This is a genomic window from Collimonas sp. OK412 (assembly GCF_900112135.1).
Taxonomy (GTDB): domain Bacteria; phylum Pseudomonadota; class Gammaproteobacteria; order Burkholderiales; family Burkholderiaceae_D; genus Collimonas; species Collimonas rhizosphaerae.
On the sequence record NZ_FOLC01000007.1, the window covers coordinates 63,710 to 83,279 of the forward strand.

18 protein-coding genes are annotated in these 19,570 nt (G+C 60.9%); 7 read left to right on the forward strand and 11 right to left on the reverse strand.

Annotated features, from left to right (window positions below; translation table 11 throughout):
- Window positions 1–3: 3 nt before the first annotated feature.
- From BM062_RS09665 to BM062_RS09690, 6 genes are all read right to left on the reverse strand, one after another.
- Window positions 4–1,344: an ATP-binding protein gene (locus BM062_RS09665; RefSeq protein WP_092396221.1), complete on the reverse strand. Its 1,341-nt coding sequence runs from the start codon at window positions 1,342–1,344 to the stop codon at window positions 4–6.
- Window positions 1,320–1,982, reverse strand: coding sequence for a response regulator (locus BM062_RS09670; RefSeq protein WP_092396223.1), 663 nt, complete (start codon window positions 1,980–1,982; stop codon window positions 1,320–1,322). The genes BM062_RS09665 and BM062_RS09670 overlap by 25 nt, the downstream gene beginning before the upstream one ends.
- A 57-nt stretch (window positions 1,983–2,039) precedes the next feature.
- Window positions 2,040–2,636: an undecaprenyl-diphosphatase gene (locus BM062_RS09675; RefSeq protein WP_092396225.1), complete on the reverse strand. Its 597-nt coding sequence runs from the start codon at window positions 2,634–2,636 to the stop codon at window positions 2,040–2,042.
- Window positions 2,637–2,815: 179 nt separating this feature from the next.
- Window positions 2,816–3,943 carry a porin gene (locus tag BM062_RS09680; protein WP_092396226.1) on the reverse strand — a complete coding sequence of 376 codons (1,128 nt, stop codon included), beginning with the start codon at window positions 3,941–3,943 and terminating at the stop codon, window positions 2,816–2,818.
- A 195-nt stretch (window positions 3,944–4,138) separates the two neighbouring features.
- Complete coding sequence (locus tag BM062_RS09685; protein WP_092396228.1) at window positions 4,139–5,542, reverse strand: sensor histidine kinase; 1,404 nt, start codon at window positions 5,540–5,542, stop codon at window positions 4,139–4,141.
- Window positions 5,532–6,206 (reverse strand): response regulator, encoded by a 675-nt coding sequence (locus BM062_RS09690; RefSeq protein ID WP_092396230.1) that lies wholly within the window; start codon window positions 6,204–6,206, stop codon window positions 5,532–5,534. Before BM062_RS09690 ends, BM062_RS09685 begins: the two co-directional genes overlap by 11 nt.
- A gap of 215 nt (window positions 6,207–6,421) precedes the next feature.
- Here BM062_RS09690 and BM062_RS09695 point away from each other — a divergent pair, with 215 nt between their 5' ends.
- Window positions 6,422–7,267 carry an amidohydrolase family protein gene (locus BM062_RS09695; RefSeq protein WP_092396508.1) on the forward strand — a complete coding sequence of 282 codons (846 nt, stop codon included), beginning with the start codon at window positions 6,422–6,424 and terminating at the stop codon, window positions 7,265–7,267.
- A 6-nt stretch (window positions 7,268–7,273) separates the two neighbouring features.
- On the opposite strand, the gene BM062_RS09700 is transcribed toward BM062_RS09695, so the two are convergent.
- Window positions 7,274–8,101 (reverse strand): ferritin-like domain-containing protein, encoded by an 828-nt coding sequence (locus BM062_RS09700; protein WP_092396232.1) that lies wholly within the window; start codon window positions 8,099–8,101, stop codon window positions 7,274–7,276.
- Between the two features lie 149 nt (window positions 8,102–8,250).
- Between BM062_RS09700 and BM062_RS09705 the strand changes: the two genes are divergently transcribed.
- The gene (locus tag BM062_RS09705) at window positions 8,251–8,484 is read left to right on the forward strand and encodes a hypothetical protein (RefSeq protein WP_092396234.1); all 234 of its coding nucleotides are present in this window, start codon (window positions 8,251–8,253) and stop codon (window positions 8,482–8,484) included.
- A 62-nt stretch (window positions 8,485–8,546) separates the two neighbouring features.
- Window positions 8,547–10,961: a penicillin acylase family protein gene (locus tag BM062_RS09710; protein ID WP_371326571.1), complete on the forward strand. Its 2,415-nt coding sequence runs from the start codon at window positions 8,547–8,549 to the stop codon at window positions 10,959–10,961.
- Between the two features lie 42 nt (window positions 10,962–11,003).
- Here BM062_RS09710 and BM062_RS09715 read toward each other — a convergent pair whose 3' ends face one another.
- The 4 genes from BM062_RS09715 to ugpB all read right to left on the reverse strand — a co-directional run bounded on the left by BM062_RS09715 (window position 11,004) and on the right by ugpB (window position 15,261).
- Window positions 11,004–12,083 carry a sn-glycerol-3-phosphate import ATP-binding protein UgpC gene (locus BM062_RS09715; protein ID WP_092396236.1) on the reverse strand — a complete coding sequence of 360 codons (1,080 nt, stop codon included), beginning with the start codon at window positions 12,081–12,083 and terminating at the stop codon, window positions 11,004–11,006.
- 1 nt (window position 12,084) lies between these two features.
- On the reverse strand, window positions 12,085–12,936 hold the full coding sequence (ugpE, locus tag BM062_RS09720; protein WP_092396238.1) for a sn-glycerol-3-phosphate ABC transporter permease UgpE: 852 nt from the start codon (window positions 12,934–12,936) through the stop codon (window positions 12,085–12,087).
- 21 nt (window positions 12,937–12,957) lie between these two features.
- Complete coding sequence (gene ugpA, locus BM062_RS09725) at window positions 12,958–13,842, reverse strand: sn-glycerol-3-phosphate ABC transporter permease UgpA (protein WP_092396240.1); 885 nt, start codon at window positions 13,840–13,842, stop codon at window positions 12,958–12,960.
- Window positions 13,843–13,953: 111 nt separating this feature from the next.
- Window positions 13,954–15,261, reverse strand: a complete 1,308-nt coding sequence (ugpB, locus tag BM062_RS09730; protein ID WP_092396512.1) for a sn-glycerol-3-phosphate ABC transporter substrate-binding protein UgpB — start codon at window positions 15,259–15,261, stop codon at window positions 13,954–13,956.
- A 433-nt stretch (window positions 15,262–15,694) separates the two neighbouring features.
- Between ugpB and BM062_RS09735 the strand changes: the two genes are divergently transcribed.
- The 4 genes from BM062_RS09735 to BM062_RS09750 all read left to right on the forward strand — a co-directional run bounded on the left by BM062_RS09735 (window position 15,695) and on the right by BM062_RS09750 (window position 19,532).
- A complete protein-coding gene (locus BM062_RS09735; protein WP_092396242.1) occupies window positions 15,695–16,834 on the forward strand; it encodes an acyl-CoA dehydrogenase family protein in 1,140 nt (379 codons plus the stop codon).
- Window positions 16,835–16,889: 55 nt separating this feature from the next.
- Window positions 16,890–17,810 (forward strand): SDR family oxidoreductase, encoded by a 921-nt coding sequence (locus BM062_RS09740; protein ID WP_092396514.1) that lies wholly within the window; start codon window positions 16,890–16,892, stop codon window positions 17,808–17,810.
- Between the two features lie 6 nt (window positions 17,811–17,816).
- The gene (locus BM062_RS09745; protein WP_092396244.1) at window positions 17,817–18,962 is read left to right on the forward strand and encodes a CaiB/BaiF CoA transferase family protein; all 1,146 of its coding nucleotides are present in this window, start codon (window positions 17,817–17,819) and stop codon (window positions 18,960–18,962) included.
- Window positions 18,963–19,214: 252 nt separating this feature from the next.
- Window positions 19,215–19,532 carry an SCP2 sterol-binding domain-containing protein gene (locus BM062_RS09750; RefSeq protein WP_092396246.1) on the forward strand — a complete coding sequence of 106 codons (318 nt, stop codon included), beginning with the start codon at window positions 19,215–19,217 and terminating at the stop codon, window positions 19,530–19,532.
- The last annotated feature ends 38 nt before the right edge of the window (window positions 19,533–19,570 follow it).

The following is a 19,570-nucleotide window of genomic DNA, read 5'->3' on the forward strand; positions in this document are numbered from 1 at the left end:
GCTTCAGACCGGAATGTGGATAACCACCTTTAGTCCGTAAGGTGCTGTGCCGCGGGCATGCTGCAGCTCGATCCTGCCATGCAGCCTGGCCACGATCGACTTGACGATCGACAGTCCCAGGCCTGAGCCGTCCTGGCCGCTGCCCAGCACCCGGTAAAAGGGGTCGAATACCCGCTCGCGTTCAGCTTCTTCAATCCCCGGACCGCTGTCTTCCACTTCGATCGATACCAGGCCGGGCTGCATGCCGGCGCGCAGCTCTATGCTGCCGCCTTGGGGGGTATAGCGGATGGCGTTGTCGATCAGGTTGCGCACCAGGGCGACGATATCGACTTCCTGCGCCGCCAGCGTGATCTCGGTATCTGCTTCGATGCCTATATCGACCTGCCTGGCTTGCGCCAGCGGCAGGCTGTCCTCCATCACGCGCCGCAGCACGGCTTGCAGGGAAACCTGGGCGAGCTGGGGCGCGCCGGTATTTTGCGAACGCGCCAGCGTCAGCAGCTGTTCCAGCAAGGCTTTGCTGCGATTGAGGCCTTGCCGTAACGGCAGCAGGCGTGCTTTCGAGGCCGGCGAAAGATCGGTTGCGGCCAGGTTTTCCGCCTGCAGCGACAACGCCGTCAGCGGCGAGCGCAATTCATGGGCAGCGTCGGCCAGGAAGCGCCGCTGGGCATCCATGTTGTCGGCGACCCGCCGCAGCAGGCGATTGATCGAGCCAATCAGCGGCCGGATTTCATCGGCCACCTGCTGCTCGGCGAGCGGACGCATGTCCTGGTCGTCGCGGCGGTCGACTTCCTGCGACAGCAGGGCGATCGGCCGCAGCATGCGACGCACCAGGAAACTGACCAAGGCGATCAGTACCGGGATCAGGACCATGAACGGCATCATGGTGCGCAGGCCGCTGTCGCGCGCGATCTCGTCGCGCACCGCAGTCTGCTGGCCTACCGCCAGGCGCTGGCCGGAAGGCGTCGTCTGTACGAACAGACGCCAATGCACACGGCCCGCCTTGAATGTCTGTATGCCGTCGCGCAGATCGGCGGGCAGCCGCAGCGCATCATCGTCACCCTTGGCTGGCGCGGCCGGCGCCAGGACCTGGACGATGACTTTCGATTCCTCGTCCTTCATTTTCCCAATCGCATGGCGGTCCGGCGTGGCCGGCGGCAGATCGCGGCTAAGCACCAGCGCCGCTACCTGGCGCAGCTGGTCATCCTGCAGGTCGTTGGCTTCATGGTAAGCAGAATAAAAGGAAAACACGCCGGCCGGCACCGCCATCGCCAGGATCACCAGGGACAGCCACAGCGACAGCCGGAACTGCAACGAACGGCTTAGTCTTGCCTGGAAACCATCCATCCCAGTCCCCTGACATTTTTGATTGACGCCGCGCCCAGTTTTTTACGGATCGAATGAATCAGGAATTCCACCGCATTGCTTTCGACTTCTTCATTCCAGCCATAGATGCGGTCTTCCAGTTCCTGGCGCGAGAGGATCGCTCCCGGTCTCAGCAGCAGTGCATGAAGCAGGGAAAATTCGCGCGCTGACAGGCGGGTTGCGACACCGTCAGCGGTTACTTCGCGCGTGCTGGGGTCGAGGAACAGGGAGCCGTTGCTCATCACCGGATTGGCGTTGCCGGCCTTGCGCCTTACCACCGCGCGCATGCGCGCCAGCAGCTCGCCCATCTCGAACGGCTTGACCAGGTAATCGTCGGCGCCGAGGTCGAGGCCGCCGATGCGGTCTTCGACAGCGTCGCGCGCGGTCACGATCAGCAAGGGCAGCGCGCTGCCCTGCTGCCGCAGCTGGCGCAGCACGGCGAAGCCGTCCTGGCGCGGCAGGCCGAGGTCGAGCAGCATCACATCGTAGCTTTGGCCGGACGCGGCGCTCAGGGCAGCCGCGCCGTCATGCACCCAGTCGACGGCATGGCTGGCGTCGCGCAATGCCGTCTGCACCGCGTCGCCGATCATGCGGTCGTCTTCCACCAGCAGTACTCTCATTGCGTGCCTCTCCATGCGCCAGGTTGCCTTTGTCGCTGATTCTACCTTGCACGCCGCCTATTTCAATATCCAGCCGCGCCGGATCAGCGGCGCGAACAGGCGTTGGTGAATGAGGGAAGCGGCTCGGAACAGCGGCCCGATAAACCATTTTGCGCCGCTAAAGCAGAGTCCCGCGCTGAGCGCGGCGACCAGGGCGGCGCCCAGCATGTCCAGCGGGAAGTGGACGCCGAGGTAGATGCGGGCCCACGCCATGGGCAGGCCGAGCAGGCTTAAGGCCAGTCCCAGCGTGCGCAGCTGGCGATGCAGCAGGAAACTGAAAGCCACGGACCACTGCAAAGTCAGGTGGTCGCTGGGGAACGAAGAATCGGCGGCATGTGCAAGGAAATTCGTGCCAAGGCCGATCATGAACGGGCGCGGATGCGGCCACAGCGCGCCGACCAGCATGCTGACGGATAACGCGAGGACGCCGCAGGCGGCGGCTTCCAGCATCAGCTTGCGCGTCTGTTCGCCGCCGCGCAGCCAGCCTGACAGCAGGATGGCCGGGGCCAGGAAAATCAGCCATTCGGCGCATAGCATGGCGGCGTTCAGCAAGATCGGCGAGGGATGGGGGCTGGCATTGATCAGCAGAAACAGCGAGTGATTCAGTTCTTCCATGGGGGCCTTTGGCAAAGTGAGGCTAAACGCCGTATCGGACAGGTGGAAGCAGGATAGTTGCGGAGACTTAGCTATTACTGAGGAGAAGCGGGATGGGCGCCGCGGCCGGCCGTGCGCCATGAAAAAAGCCGGCGCTGACGTTAGTCATGGCCGGCTTTGCTTGCTGCGGGATTAAAAAATCAGAAGCGGGTACGCATGCCGACTGCGAATTCGGTCTGGTTCTTGAAGCCGTTGGCAGATCCTACGAGATAGCCGCCGCTGAGTTTCATATAATCGGCAGCCAAATACAGTTCTGTGCGCTTCGACAGGTGGTAGAAGGTCGAGGCGTACAGCGTCTTCTTGTTGCCGCTGCCGGTCGCAGTCGAACCGCTGGCGTCTGCATAGGCATTCAAGGTGCTGGTGCCGGCCGCATTGTAAGCCGCATTTTCAGCTTTCATTACCTGATAGCCGAGTTCATAGTCGAACGAACCCTGCGGCGTGAACTTGGCCGACACGGTGTACGCGTCGTCCTTACGCTTGCCGAGCGCACCTTGTTCTGCTGTGTAATGGAAATAGCCCGCATTCAAACGGACCAGGTCGAACATGTAGCTGCCGCCCACCGAATACGATTTGTGCTTTTCCAGGCTGCTGTCGATGCCGTTGCCGACGTCGGCCTGGTTGATGAAACCGGAAACGATGAAGTTCGAGCCGTTGTAGCCGATCGCCGCAGATTTTGTGGTGTTGCGCGCGAACTGGCCTGCTGTCTCGCCGAACTGATAACCAAGGCCGGCGACCACGCCGTTATTGAATACTTTCTTCCAGGTCACGCCATTGTCGTAGCGTGTGCCGGTTGCGCTGCCGGAGTAGAAAATCAGTTGCTTGAAATTGTTGTTGTTGGTGTAGCCGCCTTCTTCCAGGCCGAGCTTGGAGCCATATGCGTCGCCGTAGACCTGGGAGAAATCACGTGCCAGAGTATTTTGGCGGCCCAGAACGACCTGGCCGAAAGTAGTGTCTTGCAAGCCTACCCAAGCGTCGCGGTTGAACAATACGCCCGGGGTATCCATTTCACCGGTGCCGACCACGAATTCGGCTTCCAGTTTGAAAATCGCCTTGAGTCCGCCGCCGAGGTCTTCTGCACCGCGGAAACCGATGCGATTGCCGCTGAACCAGGCTACCGGGATACCGGTCAGGCGGTCGCCGGCCTTGTCAGCATGATTGACGGTGCTGATGGTGGCGTCGATCAGGCCATAGATCGTGACATTGGTTTGCGCATAGGCGGCATTGACGCATGTCCCCAGAACTGCCAGCGCAAGTAGCGTTTTTTTCATTGTTGTCTCCAGATATTTATAGTTGGCTTTACCGACCGCTTGGATCGGTGTAGCAACTATAAAATTCGCAAGCTTACTGATTGCTTTCAGGACGCCAAATGGCTGCCTCTCGGCTGTTGGATTTGCACCACAGTCAGGAGGAATGAATCCTGTTCTTGAAAGCTGCTGGTAAGTTTTTCTGGAGATTGCAGCCGGTTACCATGCTGCTTGTCCTGTATTCGGCGGGCCCGCGAAGGTAACTGTAACGATCAATCCGTTGCCGGCGGCAGGGCTGGACAAGACAATTTCCGCCCGGCTGGCCAGTGCGATTTCCCGCACGATGGCCAGTCCCAGGCCGCTGCCGTCCGAACCTGCTTCGCTCAGGCGGTAGAAACGTTCAAATACATGCTCCCGTTCTGCCTCGGGAATCCCTGGGCCATTGTCGACGACGCGCAGCACCACGGCATGTTCAGCCGTGGCGACGGCGACGGTTACCTTGCCGCCTGCCGGGGTATACCGCAACGCATTGTCGACCAGGTTGGCGACCAGTTCTTCCAGCATCGATGGCGTGGCATGGACCGTCACCGGCGCGCCTGCGAATTCAAAGCCAAGATCGATATTCTTGGACTGCGCCAGCGTCGCCAGCTCCTCCAGCACGCGCCGCACCACTTCGACCAGGTCGACATCGGTCTGGCGCAAAGGATGGCCGACGCCGGTTTCGGCGTTGGACAGCGTCAGCAGCTGGTTGACCAGCCGGATCCCGTGCTGCACGCCTTTGTTGATCGCGCGCAGCGCGGCGTCCTTGGCGTCGGCGTCGTTGCTGCGCAAGCCGTAGTTGACCTGGGTGTTGAGCACGGCCAGGGGCGTGCGCAGCTGGTGCGAAGCGTTGGCGATGAAGCGCCCATGCGCCGACACGTGGTCGTCCAGCCGCTGCACGTAGTCGTTGATGGCGTGCACCAGCGGCGCCAGTTCGGTCGGCACCGGCGCGGTGTCGAGCGCTTCCAGGGCGCCGGGCTTGCGGCGCTGGACCCGGTCGCGCAGGCGCATCATCGGCGCCAGGCCGTGGCGCAATCCGAGCAACAGCAGCAGCACCATCAGCACCAGTATCGCCAGCTGCTGCTGCACGGTGTGTTCCCACATGCGGTCCGACAGCGTCTTGTAGGAATGCTGGGTCTGTGCTACTTCGATCAGTACGGGCTCCTGCGCGGGCACACCGAACACCGGTTGCGAAAAGGCGACGATGCGCACCGGATCGCCGCGGAAGCTGGCGTTGAAATAGACCGATTCTTCATTGCGAGGCATGTGCGGCGGAGCGGGCAGGTCGAGCTGTCCGGCCAGCAGCTTGCCGTTGGCGGCGACTACCCGGTAGTAGACGCGGTCGTGTGAATCCGACTGGAACAGTTCCAGTGCGGCAGGCGGAATGGGCACTTGCAATACGTCGTCTTCGTAATGGATCTGCTCGCCGATGATGCGCGCCGAACCGAGCAGCGTGCGGTCGTGCACCACCGTCGCCATCTCGATCGCATTATGGTAGGAGACCCAGATGTTGAAGCCGACGAACAGCACCAGCGGCACCAGCAGCCACAGCAACAACTGGGTGCGCAGGCTGCTAAACTTCATGATGCTGCTTAAGCAGATAGCCGAGTCCGCGCAAGGTGATGATGACGGCGTCGCCATGTTCCAGTTTCTTGCGAATGCGGTGGATATAGACCTCGATGGCGTCCTGCGACACGTCTTCCGCCATTGCGTACAGGCTGTCGGCGAGGGCTTGCTTGCTGACGGTTTTCCCCATTTTCATGATCAGGGTTTCCAGCACGGCATGTTCGCGCCGGGTCAGGGTGAGCGCCACGCCGTCGATCGAGAAGATCAGGCTGTTGCTGTCGTAGCTCAGAGATCCGCACTGCAGGATCGGGTTTCTCTGCTGGTTGGAGCGGCGCAGCAGTGCACGGATGCGGGCTTCCAGTTCGTTGACGTCGAACGGTTTGGCCATGTAGTCGTCGGCGCCCGTATTGAGGCCGACGATACGGCCCTCGACCGAATTGTTGGCGGTCAGGATCAGCACCGGCACGTTGTTGTTGCGCGCGCGCAGGCGCTTGAGTACTTCGCTGCCGTCCAGTTTCGGCAGGGACATGTCAAGGATGACCAGTTCATATTGCTGCGTCAGCAGCAAATGGTCGGCGTCGGCGCCGTTATAAACGCAATCGACCGTGTATTTATTGCGGTGCAGGGTCAGCGCCAGCCATTCGGACAGGGGCCTGTTGTCTTCTACCAGCAAAATTCGCATGTTTGTTTCCGTCTCTGGGACGCCATTATTTTATGACTGCATGTGGCGATGAGGCGGATTATGAAAGGCATGCCCGGACTTGGCTATCGATAAATCGCTGTGCCGGCAAATTTCCAATTGCCTTGCGAAAATTGCACATGATAGTATTGGTCCATCCAATAGACCAATTGTGTGCAAAGCAATTGGTCCATGGAAACCAATTCGAGACCGACAATATGCCTGATACGACGCCTGCTCCCCTACGCATCGATGCCCACCAGCATTTCTGGCTGCTGGCGAACCGGACAGGGCAATGGCCGCCGCCGGAACTGGCGGAAATCCACCGCGATTTCCTGCCGCCGCAGCTGGAACCCTTGCTGCGGCAGCACGGTATGACGGGCAGCGTGCTGGTGCAATCGCTGCCCAGCATGAGCGATACCTTGTTCATGCTCGGCCTGGCCGAACGCAGCGAATTCGTAAGGGCCGTGGTGGGCTGGGCCGACTTGAAAGCAGCCAACGCCGAGCCGCAGATACAGCTGCTGGCCAGCCACCCGAAAATGCGCGGGTTGCGGCCCATGCTGCAGGACCTGGCCGACGACTGGATCTGCGATCCGCAACTGGCGCCGGCAATCGCTGCCATGCAGCGCCACCGGCTGAGCCTGGATGCGCTGGTCCTGCCGCGCCACTTGCCGTCGTTGCTGAAGTTCGCCGAGCGCCACCCGGACCTGCCTATCGTCATCGACCACGCCGCCAAGCCGCAGATCGCCAGCGCCGAGATGGAACCCTGGCGTACGTCGATGAGCCGGCTGGCGGCATTGCCGCAGGTGCATTGCAAACTGTCGGGACTGGTGACCGAGGCTGCGCCCGGCTGGCAGGTCGCCCAGCTGCAGCCGTATGCATCTCACGTGCTGGATGTGTTTGGCGCGGAGCGGGTGATCTGGGGCAGCGACTGGCCGGTGGTCAACCTGGCGGCCGATTACGGCAGCTGGCTGGCCGCGACCGATGTCTTGCTGGGCGGCCTGGCGCCGCTCCAGCGGCAGCAGGTCATGGGCTTGAATGCGCAGCGCTTTTACCGCCTGTAGCGCGGCTTAACGCAGGAACACCTTGTTCATGATCTGCGTAACCGGGTAGGCCACCAGCGACTGCACGGCAGGCGGCAGGTCCAGCGGGCGCATGATCATCTTGATCGTCATGTCGGGCGACAGGTGGGCGCGGATGGTGGTGTTCATCTTGCTGTGGATCTGCTGCAGCATGGCCTGGTCGTCGGCATGCCGCGGCGCCCTGGTGCCGAGCACATGGCGCAGGGCGCAAGCGGCGTCCTCGTTTTTCATTTCCAGGGTGCGGCGGCGCAGGGCGCCGAAGATGCGGTGGCGGCGTAGCCCCTCGTGCTGCCGGAAGCGGCGGAAATAGCGGAAGAAATGCTTGTAGTGGTTCACCTCGTCCTTGGCGATGCGCGAGGCCAGGTCCTTCAGCACCGGTTCATCGGTGCTGCGCGACAATGCGCCGTAGAAGGTGGCGGTCCCGGCTTCCACCACGCAGCGCGCCACCATTTCCAGGCCCTTGCTGGGCTCCAGCAGTTCAACCTTGCAATAGGTTGAATATTCGTCGAGAAAATTGCGGTACGCCGTCGGCCAGTCGAATTCAGGCCATATGTGCTCGACATAGGCGCGCAGCGCCTGGCCATGCTGCAATTCTTCGACTTCCCACTGCTCGCGCAGCCAGGTGGAGATTTCCGGCTCGTCGCCGTAGTAATCCACCAGGTTCTGGGTGTACAGGTCGGAGCCGCTTTCGACAAACGACGCGCAGGTGACCAGGTAAAAAAGGTTTTCGTCGGGCCGGACTTTGGGGATGTTGATTTTTGAAAAATCCAGGTCGGCGATTTTCCAGTGCGTATTCTGTTCGCTACCTCTGTGCATAATCAATCTCTCCATGTGGTTGTGACTGATATAGGACTACTTAGGTATGACGCATGCTTTTGCAATAGGTTCAAGGTACACGATTTTGCCGCGATGTGTGCATTTCGGGCTCATGCTAGGATTAAGCCTTATTTTGCAGCGAGGCCAATATGAGCGATCACACCAATGAAAACGTCGAATATCGCGGTTACGTCATCGTGCCGAAACCGGTGCAGGGCCATGATGACCTGTGGCATGACGGCTACCAGATATTGAAGGCGGGGACCAGCGTTTCCAGCCGCACCAACACCGAAAGCGCGCACACCAGCCTGGCTACCGCCTATGACAGCAGCGTCGAATTTGCAAAAATCGAGGTGGATAACCTGGTTGCGCTGACCGAATAAATTCTTCCGCGGCGGCAGTTGCCCGGCAAGCGCCGGTTTGTAAAAAAATACAAAAGAGACAAATGCTCATGCAACGATCTATCTGCGCTGCGGCGGCGCTGCTGGTGTTGTTGGCCGCAACCTCGAGCCAGGCCAGGGACACGCCGCCGGCCTCTGTCACCACCTACAAGATTGCAGGATTGAAAAAACCTGCGGAAATCCTGGTGGACCAATGGGGTGTACCGCACATATACGCCGCGAATCAGGACGATGCTTTTTTTGTCCAGGGTTTCAACGCAGCGCGCGACCGCCTGTTCCAGATCGATTTGTGGCGCCGCCGCGGCCTGGGACTGCTGGCGCAGGTGTTCGGTCCGGCCTACGTCCAGCAAGACCGCGCCGCGCGGCTGTTCCTTTACCGCGGCGACATGCAGCGCGAGTGGCAGTCCTACGGCCCGCATGCGCAGCAGGTGGCGAATACCTTCGTGGCCGGCATCAATGCCTATGTCGATCATGTCAACGCCCATCCCGAAAAATTGCCGTTCGAGTTCAGGCAGCTGGGTTATGCGCCGGCCAGGTGGCAGGCGGAAGATGTGGTACGCATCCGCAGCCACGGCCTTACCCGCAACCTGGACAGCGAAGTGGCGCGCGCCAACGTCGCCTGCAAAGCCGACCTGAAATCCGATGAAATCCGTTTCGGCCTCACGCCAAAATGGGAGACGACGATGCCGGACGGCCTGGATCCGTGCCTGCCGAAGGACTTGCTGAAAGTGTTCAAGCTGGCGACCCAGGGTGTCAAGATCAACAAGGACAGCTTGCAGAAAGGGCAGAGCGACGCCGCGGTGATGGCCGTTGCGGAGAATCCGGAAGAGGTCGCCGAGGGCAGCAACAACTGGGTGGTGGCGCCGGCAAAATCGGCCACCGGCCGCGCCATCATGGCGAACGATCCGCATCGCGCCTATTCGGCGCCGTCCTTGCGTTACATCGCCCATATCAATGCGCCGGGCTTGAACGTGATCGGCGCCGGCGAACCGGCGCTGCCGGGCATTTCGATCGGGCATAACGGCAGCGTCGCCTTCGGCCTGACCATCTTCAATATCGACCAGGAAGATTTGTACGTCTACAAGCTTAACCCTGAGCATTCCGACCAGTATGAATACCGGGGAAAGTGGGAGCCGTTCAACATCATCATGGAACAGATCCCGGTCAAGGGTGCTGCGCCCGTGACTGCCGAACTGGTGTTCAGCCGCCATGGCCCGGTGATTTTTTCCGAACCGGGGAAAAATCGCGCCTTTGCCGTCCGGTCCGGCTGGCTGGAGCCGGGCATGTCGCCGTATTTCGGCAGCATCGACTATATGCGCGCCAGGAATTTTGCCGAATTCAAGCACTCCTTGCTGCATTGGGGCGCACCGACCGAGAACCAGGTGTATGCCGACACCAAGGGCAATATCGGCTGGGTGCCGGGCGGCCTGGCGCCGATCCGCCCCAACTGGGACGGCTTGCTGCCGGTGCCGGGCGACGGCCGTTATGAATGGGCCGGCTTCTGGTCCGGCGACCAGCTGCCGTCCAGCTACAATCCAAAACAGGGCTGGTTCGCCTCCGCCAACCAGATGAACCTGCCGGATGGCTATCCGTATCGTGAACGCAAGCTCGGTTTTGAATGGACCAACAATTCGCGCTTTACGCGCATCAGCGAAGTACTGTCGGCGCTGAACAAGGTTTCGCTGGAAGATTCCATGCGCCTGCAAAACGACGACCTGTCGATTCCGGCGCGGCGCCTGGCTGCATTGCTGAAACCACTGTCTTCCAGCGACGCCCGGACCCAGGCGGCGCTGGATGTATTCACCGGCTGGGATTTCGTCGAGCGCGCCGATTCGGCACAGGCCGCCTTGTTTGAAGTCTGGCTCTCGCGCCATCTGGGCAAGGCGTTCAAGGCAGCGGTGCTGAGTCCGGCCGCGGCGGAGGCGATGGGCGCGCCCGACACCGCCGTGCTGCTGGATACCCTGGAGCAGCCGCAAACGCGTTTTGGGCCGGATGCCGCACGCAAGCGCGACCAGCTGCTGTTAAGCAGCTTGGGCGAGGCGTATGCCGAACTGCAGAAGCTGCAAGGCGAGGACGCCAGCCAGTGGCAGTGGGGCAAGCTGCATCACAACCAGATGGAGCATCCGCTGGCGGCCGCGGTGGATGACGCTACCCGGGCAAAATTGAATGTCGGTCCCATGCCGACCCATGGTGGCGCGTATTCGCCCAATCAGTCGACTTATCGCAGCAGCGATTTCCTGCAGACCAACGGCCCTTCGTTCCGGGTGGTGGTCGATGTCGGCAACTGGGATAACTCGCGTGCGGTCAATTCGCCGGGACAGTCGGGCGATCCGGATAGCCCGCACTATCGCGACCTGGCCGACAAGTGGCTCAAGGGCGAGTATTTCCCGCTGCTGTATTCGCGGGCGGCGGTGGAGAAAGCCACTGTGCAGAGGATTCGCTTGCAGCCGGAAAACTGAGCTGCCGGCGGAAAGTAAAAAGGGCGCCGGTCGGCGCCCTTTTTACGCTTGCCCGATGCGCTGCGTGGTCTGCGGATCAAACCAGTGCAGGGCCGCGGCGTCAAAACCGGCGGTGATCTGTTGCCCGGTCACGACCGCGGTCGCGGCTGGCACTCGCATCACCAGCAGCTGGTCTCCTATCGAAGCGTGCACCAGCAGGTCGGCGCCCAGCGCTTCCACCAGTTCTGCGCGCAGGTTCAAGCCGGGGCGGCCGAAGATCAGCTGTTCCGGGCGCAGGCCCATGATGCAATCGCGGCCAGCGATGGTGCCGCAGGTAGAGGGCAGCGCGACGGCATCGGCGTTGGCCAGCGTGAAGCTGTTGCCGTCCGCTGCCAGTTTTCCGTGCAGCAGGTTCATCGGCGGCGAACCGATGAAGCTGGCGACAAAAGTGGTGGCCGGCCTGGCGTAGACCTCGGCCGGCGTGCCTATCTGTTCGGCGCGGCCGCCGTTCATGACGATCATGCGCTGGCCCAGGGTCATGGCTTCGACCTGGTCATGCGTTACATACAGGCTGGTGGTGCCCAGCGTGCGGTGCAGCTTCTGGATTTCCAGGCGCATCTGCACGCGCAGCTTGGCGTCCAGGTTGGACAGCGGTTCATCGAACAGGAACACCGCCGGTTCGCGCACGATGGCGCGTCCCATCGCCACGCGCTGGCGCTGGCCGCCGGACAGCTGGCGCGGGGTGCGCTGCAGCAGGGCGCCCAGCTCCAGGATCTTGGCCGCCTTTTGCACCCGGACTTCGATGTCGTCCTTGCCCAGGCCGCGGATCTTCAGGCCGTAAGCCATGTTCTCGTAGACGCTCATGTGCGGGTACAGCGCATAATTCTGGAACACCATGGCGATGTCGCGGTCTTTCGGTTCCAGCTGGTTGACTACGCGGTCGCCGATCACGATGTCGCCCGAGGTGACTTCTTCCAGCCCCGCCACCATGCGCAGCAAGGTCGATTTGCCGCAGCCTGAAGGGCCCACCATGACGATGAATTCGCCGTCGGCGATATCGATCGAAATGCCGTGGATGACATCGACCGCCTTGGGCGCCTTGCCGTAGGTTTTCTTGACGTTTTCTAGGTGTACTTTTGCCATATCACTTCTCGGAATCAACCAGACCTTTAACAAACCATTTTTGCATCACTACCACCACCAGGCCCGGCGGCAGCATCGCCAGCACCAGGGTAGCCATCACCATGTTCCATTCCACCGCCGAATCGCCGCCGGCGATCAGGGTCTTGATGCCTATCCCGATCGGGTACATGTTTTGGTTGGTGGCGATCATCAGCGGCCACAGGTACTGGTTCCAGCCGTAGATGAACATGATGACGAACAGCGCGATGATATTGGTGCGCGACAGCGGCCAGATCACGTCCTTGAAAAAGCGCAAGGGGCCGGCGCCGTCGATGCGCGCGGCTTCGGCCAGTTCGTCCGGGATGGTCAGGAAGAACTGCCGGAACAGGAAAGTGGCGGTGGCCGATGCGATCAGCGGAATGGTCAGCCCGGCATAGGTGTTGAGCATGTGGAAATCGGAAACCACCTGGTAGGTCGGCGTGATGCGCACCTCCACCGGCAGCATCAGCGTCATGAAAATCATCCAGAAAAACAGCGAGCGCCCGGGGAAACGGAAGTACACCATGGCGAATGCCGACAGCATGGAAATCGAGATCTTGCCGATCGCAATCGCCAGCGCCGACACCAGGCTCACCAGCAGCATGCGCGCCACCGGCGGCGCCGAGACGTTGCCGGATGCGCCCTTGGTCAGCAAGGCGCCGTAATTTTCCACGAGATGACTGCCGGGCAGCAGCGACAAGGGCGCTGCAGCGGCCTCCTGCGCGGTTTGCGTGCTGGCGACAAAAGCCACATACAGCGGGAAGGCAATGATGATGACACCCAGGATCAGCACCAGGTGGCTGACCATGTCGAGGATGGGGCGGCGCTCAATCATGGGCGGCTTTCATGAGGTTTTTCATGCGTACTGGACTTTCTTTTCAACATACTTGAACTGCGCCACGGTGAGCACGATGACGATGGTCATCAGGATCACCGACTGCGCCGCGGCGCTGCCCAGGTCGCCGCCCTTGAAGCCGTCGATGAAGACCTTGTAGACCAGGATCTCGGTGTCCTTGCCGGGGCCGCCCTGGGTGGTGGCTTCGATGATCGCGAAGGTGTCGAAGAAGGCGTAGACGATGTTCACCACCAGCAGGAAGAAGGTGGTGGGCGACAGCAGCGGGAAAATGATGGTGGCGAAACGTTTGACCGGGCCGGCGCCGTCGATCGCGGCGGCTTCGACCAGCGATTTCGGTATGGCCTGCAGGCCGGCCAGGAAGAACAGGAAGTTGTAGCTGACCTGTTTCCAGACGGCGGCGATGACGATCAGTATCATCGCGTGGCGGCCGTTGAGCACGTGGTTCCAGTCGATGCCGACGTGATGCAGCCAGTTCGACACGATCCCGAGCGTAGGGCTCAGCATGAACATCCACAACACGCCGACCACCACCGGCGACACCGCATAAGGCCAGATCAGGAAGGTCTTGTAGATGGCCGCGCCTTTTATCACGCGGTCGGCAAACGCGGCCAGCATCAGCGACAGCGACAGGCCGAGCACCGCGACCAGGATCGAAAAGACCGCGGTGGTCTTGAACGAGGCAAGGTAATTGCTGTCAGCGAACAGGGTGCGGAAATTGTCGAACCAGACGAATTCGGAATAGCCGCCGAAGGCGTCCTGCAGCAGCATCGACTGGTACAGGGCTTGCACCGCCGGCCAGACGAAAAACAATAGGGTAACGATGATCTGCGGCGCGACCAGCGCATAGGGCAGCCAGGCAGACTTGAAGCGTGCGCGTTTTTCCAAGATGAGGCTTTCTTACCGGGCATCCGCGTTGACGCGGGATTTCAGGGCATGACAGGAGCAATTCCCGCAGTGCAGGTCAACACTGCGGGGGAAACCAGGTATCCGCTGGTTTTACTTGTTGGTTTTTTCAAAACGTTCCAGCAGCAGGTTACCGCGTTCCACCGCGGTATCCAGCGCCTGTTTCGGCGTGATCTTGCCGGTCCAGACGTTTTCCAGTTCTTCGTCGATGATGGTGCGGATCTGCGGCATGTTGCCGAGGCGGATGCCGCGCGACTTGTCGGTGGTCTTGGTGATCATCTGCTTGACCGGGACATCGGTGCCGGGATTGCGCTCATAGAAACCGGATTTCCTGGTGATTTCGTAAGCCGCCGTGGTGGTCGGCAGGTAGCCGGTTTCCTGGTGCCATTTGGCTTGCACTTCCGGTTTCGACAGGAACTTGAAGAACTTGGCGACGCCTTTATAGTCTTCGGTTTTCTTGCCGCCCATGACCCACAGCGAAGCGCCGCCTATCATGGTGTTTTGCGGTGCGCCGGGCACGTCGTTGTAATACGGCAGGGTAGCGATGCCGAACTTGAACTTGGAATTTTTCGCAATGTCCGCATAGCTGGACGAAGAACCGGTCAGGATGCCGCATTCGCCGGCATAGAATTTCGAAGTCGCTTCATCCTTGCGGCCGGCGTAGGTAAAGTAGCCTTGCTTGGCCCAGTTGGCCAGGTTTTCGATGTGCTTGACGTGCAGCGGGCTGTTGAATTTCAGGCGCGTGTCGAGGCCGTCGAAACCATTGTTCCTGGAGGCGAATTCAACGTTGTGCCAAGTCGAGAACGATTCCAGTTCGACCCACGATTGCCAGGTAGTGGTGTAGGCGCATTTGGCGCCGCTGGCTTTCAGCTTGGCGGCGTCGACCGCGAGTTCCTGCCAGGTCACCGGCGGCTTGTTCGGATCCAGTCCGGCCTTGGCGAACATGTCCTTGTTGTAGAACATCACGGTGGTCGAGCTGTTGAACGGCAGCGACAGCAGGCCGCCGCCTTTAGGCGCGGCGTAATAGCCGCCGATGGCCGGTACATAGGCGGAAGGATCGAACGGTTCGCCGGCCAGCTTCATGACTTCCGACACCGGCTTGATGGCGCCCTTGGAATACATCATGGTGGCGGTGCCGACTTCAAACACCTGCAGGATGTCGGGGGCGTTGCCGGCGCGATAGGCGGCGGTTGCCGCTGCCATGGCTTCGTCGTAGGCGCCCTTGTAAACCGGGGTGACCTTGTATTCCGACTGGCTCTTGTTGAATTCGTCGGCCAGCCCGTTGACGCGGTCGCCGAGAGCGCCGGCCATCGAGTGCCACCACGATATCTCGGTGGCGGCGTGCGCCGCAATGCTCATGGTCGCTAGTGTGCAAGCAATAGCCAGTGCTTTCAATTTCATCAGGGCCTCCGTAAAATTTTTTATGGTAGCGAAATCATATGACGACTGCATGACAGCAGCAGCCTCGCTGTAAAGCCGGATTCTATAGGTGAGTTTGTCAGCCGCGCAATGTTTGTTTTCCTTGTGCGCGATGAAAGCCGGAATGCGGCCCGGTTGACGGGCTTGGTTTGCGGCTCGCAGTTGCCGGATAAGCGCAGCTTCTGGAATCGCATATGGTGTAATAATAATTACCAAAAAGTCAGAGGTCTGTCTCTAGCATTCATATTGCAAACCGGCGTATTCTCAAATACCATCAATCAGGGTTGTTTTTGAATTGTGATCGATGAAAGTGTAAATTAAATTACACGGTAAAAATATCTGGAGACGCCATGCCTCACGTATTTGCCTGCCGTACCGCCGGCTTGATTGCGCTTGCCGTTTGCCGGAGCAACGCATGATCCCGCGCCTGTTGTTCAATTCCGACCATGAAGAGTTTCGCCAGAGCCTGCGGCGCTTCCTGCAGGCTGAAGTCTTGCCGCGCCATGCCGGCTGGGAGGAACAAGGGTTTGTCGACCGCGATATCTGGCAGCGCGCCGGCGAGCTCGGCTTCCTGTGCACCAACATGCCGGAAAACTATGGCGGCTCCGGCGTCGACCGCAAGTTCAGCACCATCGTGCTGGAAGAGCTGGCAAGCAGCAACGCGTCGGGCATAGGCTGGCCGCTGCATTCCGACATCGTCGCGCCTTACCTGCTGCGTTACGGCAGCGAAGAACTGAAGCAAGCCTGGCTGCCGAAGATGGCCGCCGGCACCGCGATCACGGCGATCGCGATGACCGAACCGGGCACCGGTTCGGACCTGCAGGCGATCCAGACCACGGCCATCGAAGATGGCGACGACTACATCGTCAACGGCGCCAAGATATTCATCACCAACGGCTATAACAGCGACATGGTGGTGGTGGCGGTGAAGGTGGGCGACAAGAGCCGCGGAGCGAAGAATGTATCGTTGCTGGTGATAGAAGCCGGGCGTCCCGGTTTCAGCAAAGGCAAGCCATTGAAGAAGATCGGCATGAAAGCGCAGGATACCTGCGAGCTGTTCTTTGACAACGTACGGGTCCCGAAGAGCAACATCATCGGCCAGGTCGGCGCCGGCTTCACCATGCTGATGCAAGAGCTGGCCTGGGAACGGCTGCTGATCGCGATTACCTCGGTGGCCAATGCGGAAGCGATGCTCGCCGCAACCATCGAATACACGCGCGACAGGCAGGCTTTCGGCCGTACCGTATCGTCATTCCAGAATACGCGCTTCAAGCTGGCGGAGATGAAAACCGAACTGCAGATCGCGCGCGTGTTTGTCGACCGCTGCGTCGAGCTGGAAGTCGAAGGCGAGCTGCGGGTGGATGCCGCCGCTGCCGCCAAGTACTGGTGTTCCGACCTGCAAGGCAAGGTGCTGGACCAATGCCTGCAACTGCATGGCGGTTACGGTTTCATGCAGGAGTACCCGATTGCGCGCGCCTATATCGATGCGCGCGCCCAGCGGATTTACGGCGGCACCAACGAAATCATGAAAGAGATCATTTCTCGGTCAATATGAGTGATGAGTGCGGTTTTTTCTATTTTGAATAAAGACAGAAACTATGGAAAATGAAATGCAAAATGCATTGCGCTACGACGGCCGGGTGGCGATCGTCACTGGCGCCGGCAACGGCCTGGGCCGGGTGCATGCCTTGCTGCTTGGTGCGCGCGGCGCCCATGTGGTGGTAAATGACCTGGGCGGCGATGTCCATGGCGGCGGCAAGTCCAGCGCTGCCGCCGACCAGGTGGTGGCGGAGATCAAGGCTACCGGCGGCAGCGCGGTCGCCAACTACGATTCGGTGGAAGACGGCAGCCAGATCGTGCAGGCCGCGCTCGATCATTTCGGCGGCGTCGATATCGTGATCAACAATGCCGGCATCTTGCGCGACAGCAGTTTCGCCAAGATGACAGAGGACGACTGGGACCTGATCTACCGGGTGCACGTGCTGGGGGCGTTCCGCGTCACCCATGCGGCTTGGCCGCACATGCGCAACAAGGGTTACGGCCGCATCGTCATGACCACCTCCGCTGCCGGCATCTACGGCAATTTCGGCCAGGCCAACTACAGCATGGCGAAGATGGGCCTGGTCGGCATGGCGAATACGCTGGCGATCGAAGGCGCCGCCAAGAACGTGCTGGTCAATACCATCGCGCCGCTGGCCGGCTCGCGCATCTCGGAAACGGTGATGCCGCCGCAGATGATGGCGGCGCTCAAGCCGGAGTTCGTGGCGCCGCTGGCGGCATACCTGTGCCACGAGAGCTGCAGGGAAAACGGCAGCCTGTTCGAAGTCGGCGCCGGTTTCCACGCCAAGCTGCGCTGGCAGCGCACGCAAGGCCATCATTTCCACGGGCAGGCTTTCGGTCCCGAACAGGTGGCCCGGCATTGGCAAGAGATCGTCGATTTCGACGACGCGACCTATCCTGCCAGCATAGGCGAATCGTTGACATCCATCGTGCAGGACGTCGGTTCGCCTTTCGGCCAGGGCAAGCCATGATGCGTAATGGCTAATCCGCTTCTGTCCGGCATCCGGGTGCTCGACCTGACCCGTTTGCTGCCCGGTCCCTTCTGCAGCTTTTACCTGGCGCAGCTGGGAGCCGAAGTGGTCAAGCTGGAAGAGCCGCAAGGCGGCGATTACGCGCGCATGCTGTCGCCTGAACTGTTTACCCTGCTCAACCGCGGCAAGAAATCGGTCACCCTGGATTTACGGCAGCCGCAAGCGGTCACCGTGCTCAAGGTCATGGCGGCGCAGGCCGATGTCCTGATCGAATCGTTCCGGCCCGGCGTGATGGACAAGCTGGGCTGCGGCTACCACGACCTGAAGCTGATCAATCCGCGGCTGGTCTACGCCGCGCTCACCGGTTACGGGCAGACCGGCCCCTACAAAGACCGCGCCGGGCACGACATGAATTACTGCGCCTATGCCGGCTTGCTGGACCAGACTGGCGCTGCCGGCGGCCCGCCGGTGCTGTCGAATTTCCAGGGCGCCGACCTCGCCGGCGGTGCGCTGACCTGCGCCCTCGGGATACTGGCGGCGGTGATCGGCGCGCGCGCCTCGGGCCAGGGCACCATGGTCGATGTCGGCATGCTGGACGGCACGCTGGCGCTGCAGGCGCTATCGCTGGCCACTATCCGCACGCTGGGCGGCAGCGCGGAGCGCGGCGGCGATATCTTGAGCGGCGGCCTGGCCAACTACAGCATCTACGCTTGCGCCGACGGCAAACATGTGGCGCTGGCGGCGCTGGAGCCTAAATTCTTCCTCAATTTCTGCAAGGCGGTGGATCGGCCCGACCTCGCGGCCTTGCCGCTCGCGCCGGGAGCGGATGGCGCAGCCTTGAGAGCGGCTTTAAGCGCATTGTTCAAGACCCGCTCGCGCGATGAGTGGGAACAGCTGCTGGCCGGCCGCGACTGCTGCGTATCTGGCATCTACACACCACAGGAAGCATTGGACAACCCGCAGGTCAAGGCGCGCGGCCTGGTCCGCATGGAAGACGGCAAGCCTGTATCGGACCTGCCGATCAGGTTCAGCGATGCTGTCGGCACGGCTGGCGATTGTCCGGCGCTGGGAGCGGATACTGCCGATGTGCTGGCGGGCCTGGGATTTGATGCGGCAGCGCTGGCCGCGTTGCACGCAAGCGGCGCGATTTGAAGCAAGGCTGTTCAGCAAAAATATCGGTAAACGGTTATCCAGATCGATGTGCGAGGAGAGGCCATGGACGTGCAAAGAATCCGGTCGCCGACCATGAAAGTCAAGCGCGGCGAAGTGGAAAAACGCTACGCCGCGTTGATGGAGAAGGAACTGCAGGTGCGGGATGCAGTCGGATGGGAATGACAGGCCGCTTGCCTGCATCCGCTTGCATTACTGCCGGCAACAGATTTTTAAACAACCAGAGGAAATGCAATGACAGTCAACGATATCATCAAGCTCATGCCGTCCTGCCTGAACACCGTAGCGGCGGCGGACATGAAAAGCAGTATCCAGTTCGATATTTCGAAGCCGATGTACCTGCTGATCGATCATGGAACCTGCGCCGCGCACGAAGGCGTGGTCGACTCCCCCGATGTGGCGCTGACCATGGCCGATGAAGACTTGAAGGCCATGCTTAAAGGCGAGCTGAACGGCGCCATGGCCTTCATGAGCGGCAAGCTGAAACTCAAGGGCGACATGATGCTGGCCCAGCGCATTCCTTCCCTGTTTGACGCCAGCAAGATCGGCTGAGTTGCCTGCAGCTCTTCGTCGTCGCCGAGGAAGAGCCT

What these genes read in the sequence shown, in the direction of transcription:
- BM062_RS09685 (WP_092396228.1), bottom strand. Translation starts at nt 5,542, where the DNA reads ATGAAGTTTAGCAGCCTGCGCACCCAGTTGTTGCTGTGGCTGCTGGTG.
- BM062_RS09715 (WP_092396236.1), bottom strand. Translation starts at nt 12,083, where the DNA reads ATGGCAAAAGTACACCTAGAAAACGTCAAGAAAACCTACGGCAAGGCG.
- BM062_RS09705 (WP_092396234.1), top strand. Translation starts at nt 8,251, where the DNA reads ATGAGCGATCACACCAATGAAAACGTCGAATATCGCGGTTACGTCATC.
- BM062_RS09700 (WP_092396232.1), bottom strand. Translation starts at nt 8,101, where the DNA reads ATGCACAGAGGTAGCGAACAGAATACGCACTGGAAAATCGCCGACCTG.
- BM062_RS09665 (WP_092396221.1), bottom strand. Translation starts at nt 1,344, where the DNA reads ATGGATGGTTTCCAGGCAAGACTAAGCCGTTCGTTGCAGTTCCGGCTG.
- BM062_RS09710 (WP_371326571.1), top strand. Translation starts at nt 8,547, where the DNA reads ATGCTCATGCAACGATCTATCTGCGCTGCGGCGGCGCTGCTGGTGTTG.
- BM062_RS09695 (WP_092396508.1), top strand. Translation starts at nt 6,422, where the DNA reads ATGCCTGATACGACGCCTGCTCCCCTACGCATCGATGCCCACCAGCAT.
- BM062_RS09670 (WP_092396223.1), bottom strand. Translation starts at nt 1,982, where the DNA reads ATGAGAGTACTGCTGGTGGAAGACGACCGCATGATCGGCGACGCGGTG.
- BM062_RS09745 (WP_092396244.1), top strand. Translation starts at nt 17,817, where the DNA reads ATGGCTAATCCGCTTCTGTCCGGCATCCGGGTGCTCGACCTGACCCGT.
- BM062_RS09690 (WP_092396230.1), bottom strand. Translation starts at nt 6,206, where the DNA reads ATGCGAATTTTGCTGGTAGAAGACAACAGGCCCCTGTCCGAATGGCTG.
- BM062_RS09740 (WP_092396514.1), top strand. Translation starts at nt 16,890, where the DNA reads ATGCAAAATGCATTGCGCTACGACGGCCGGGTGGCGATCGTCACTGGC.
- BM062_RS09750 (WP_092396246.1), top strand. Translation starts at nt 19,215, where the DNA reads ATGACAGTCAACGATATCATCAAGCTCATGCCGTCCTGCCTGAACACC.
- ugpB (WP_092396512.1), bottom strand. Translation starts at nt 15,261, where the DNA reads ATGAAATTGAAAGCACTGGCTATTGCTTGCACACTAGCGACCATGAGC.
- BM062_RS09735 (WP_092396242.1), top strand. Translation starts at nt 15,695, where the DNA reads ATGATCCCGCGCCTGTTGTTCAATTCCGACCATGAAGAGTTTCGCCAG.
- ugpE (WP_092396238.1), bottom strand. Translation starts at nt 12,936, where the DNA reads ATGATTGAGCGCCGCCCCATCCTCGACATGGTCAGCCACCTGGTGCTG.
- BM062_RS09680 (WP_092396226.1), bottom strand. Translation starts at nt 3,943, where the DNA reads ATGAAAAAAACGCTACTTGCGCTGGCAGTTCTGGGGACATGCGTCAAT.
- BM062_RS09675 (WP_092396225.1), bottom strand. Translation starts at nt 2,636, where the DNA reads ATGGAAGAACTGAATCACTCGCTGTTTCTGCTGATCAATGCCAGCCCC.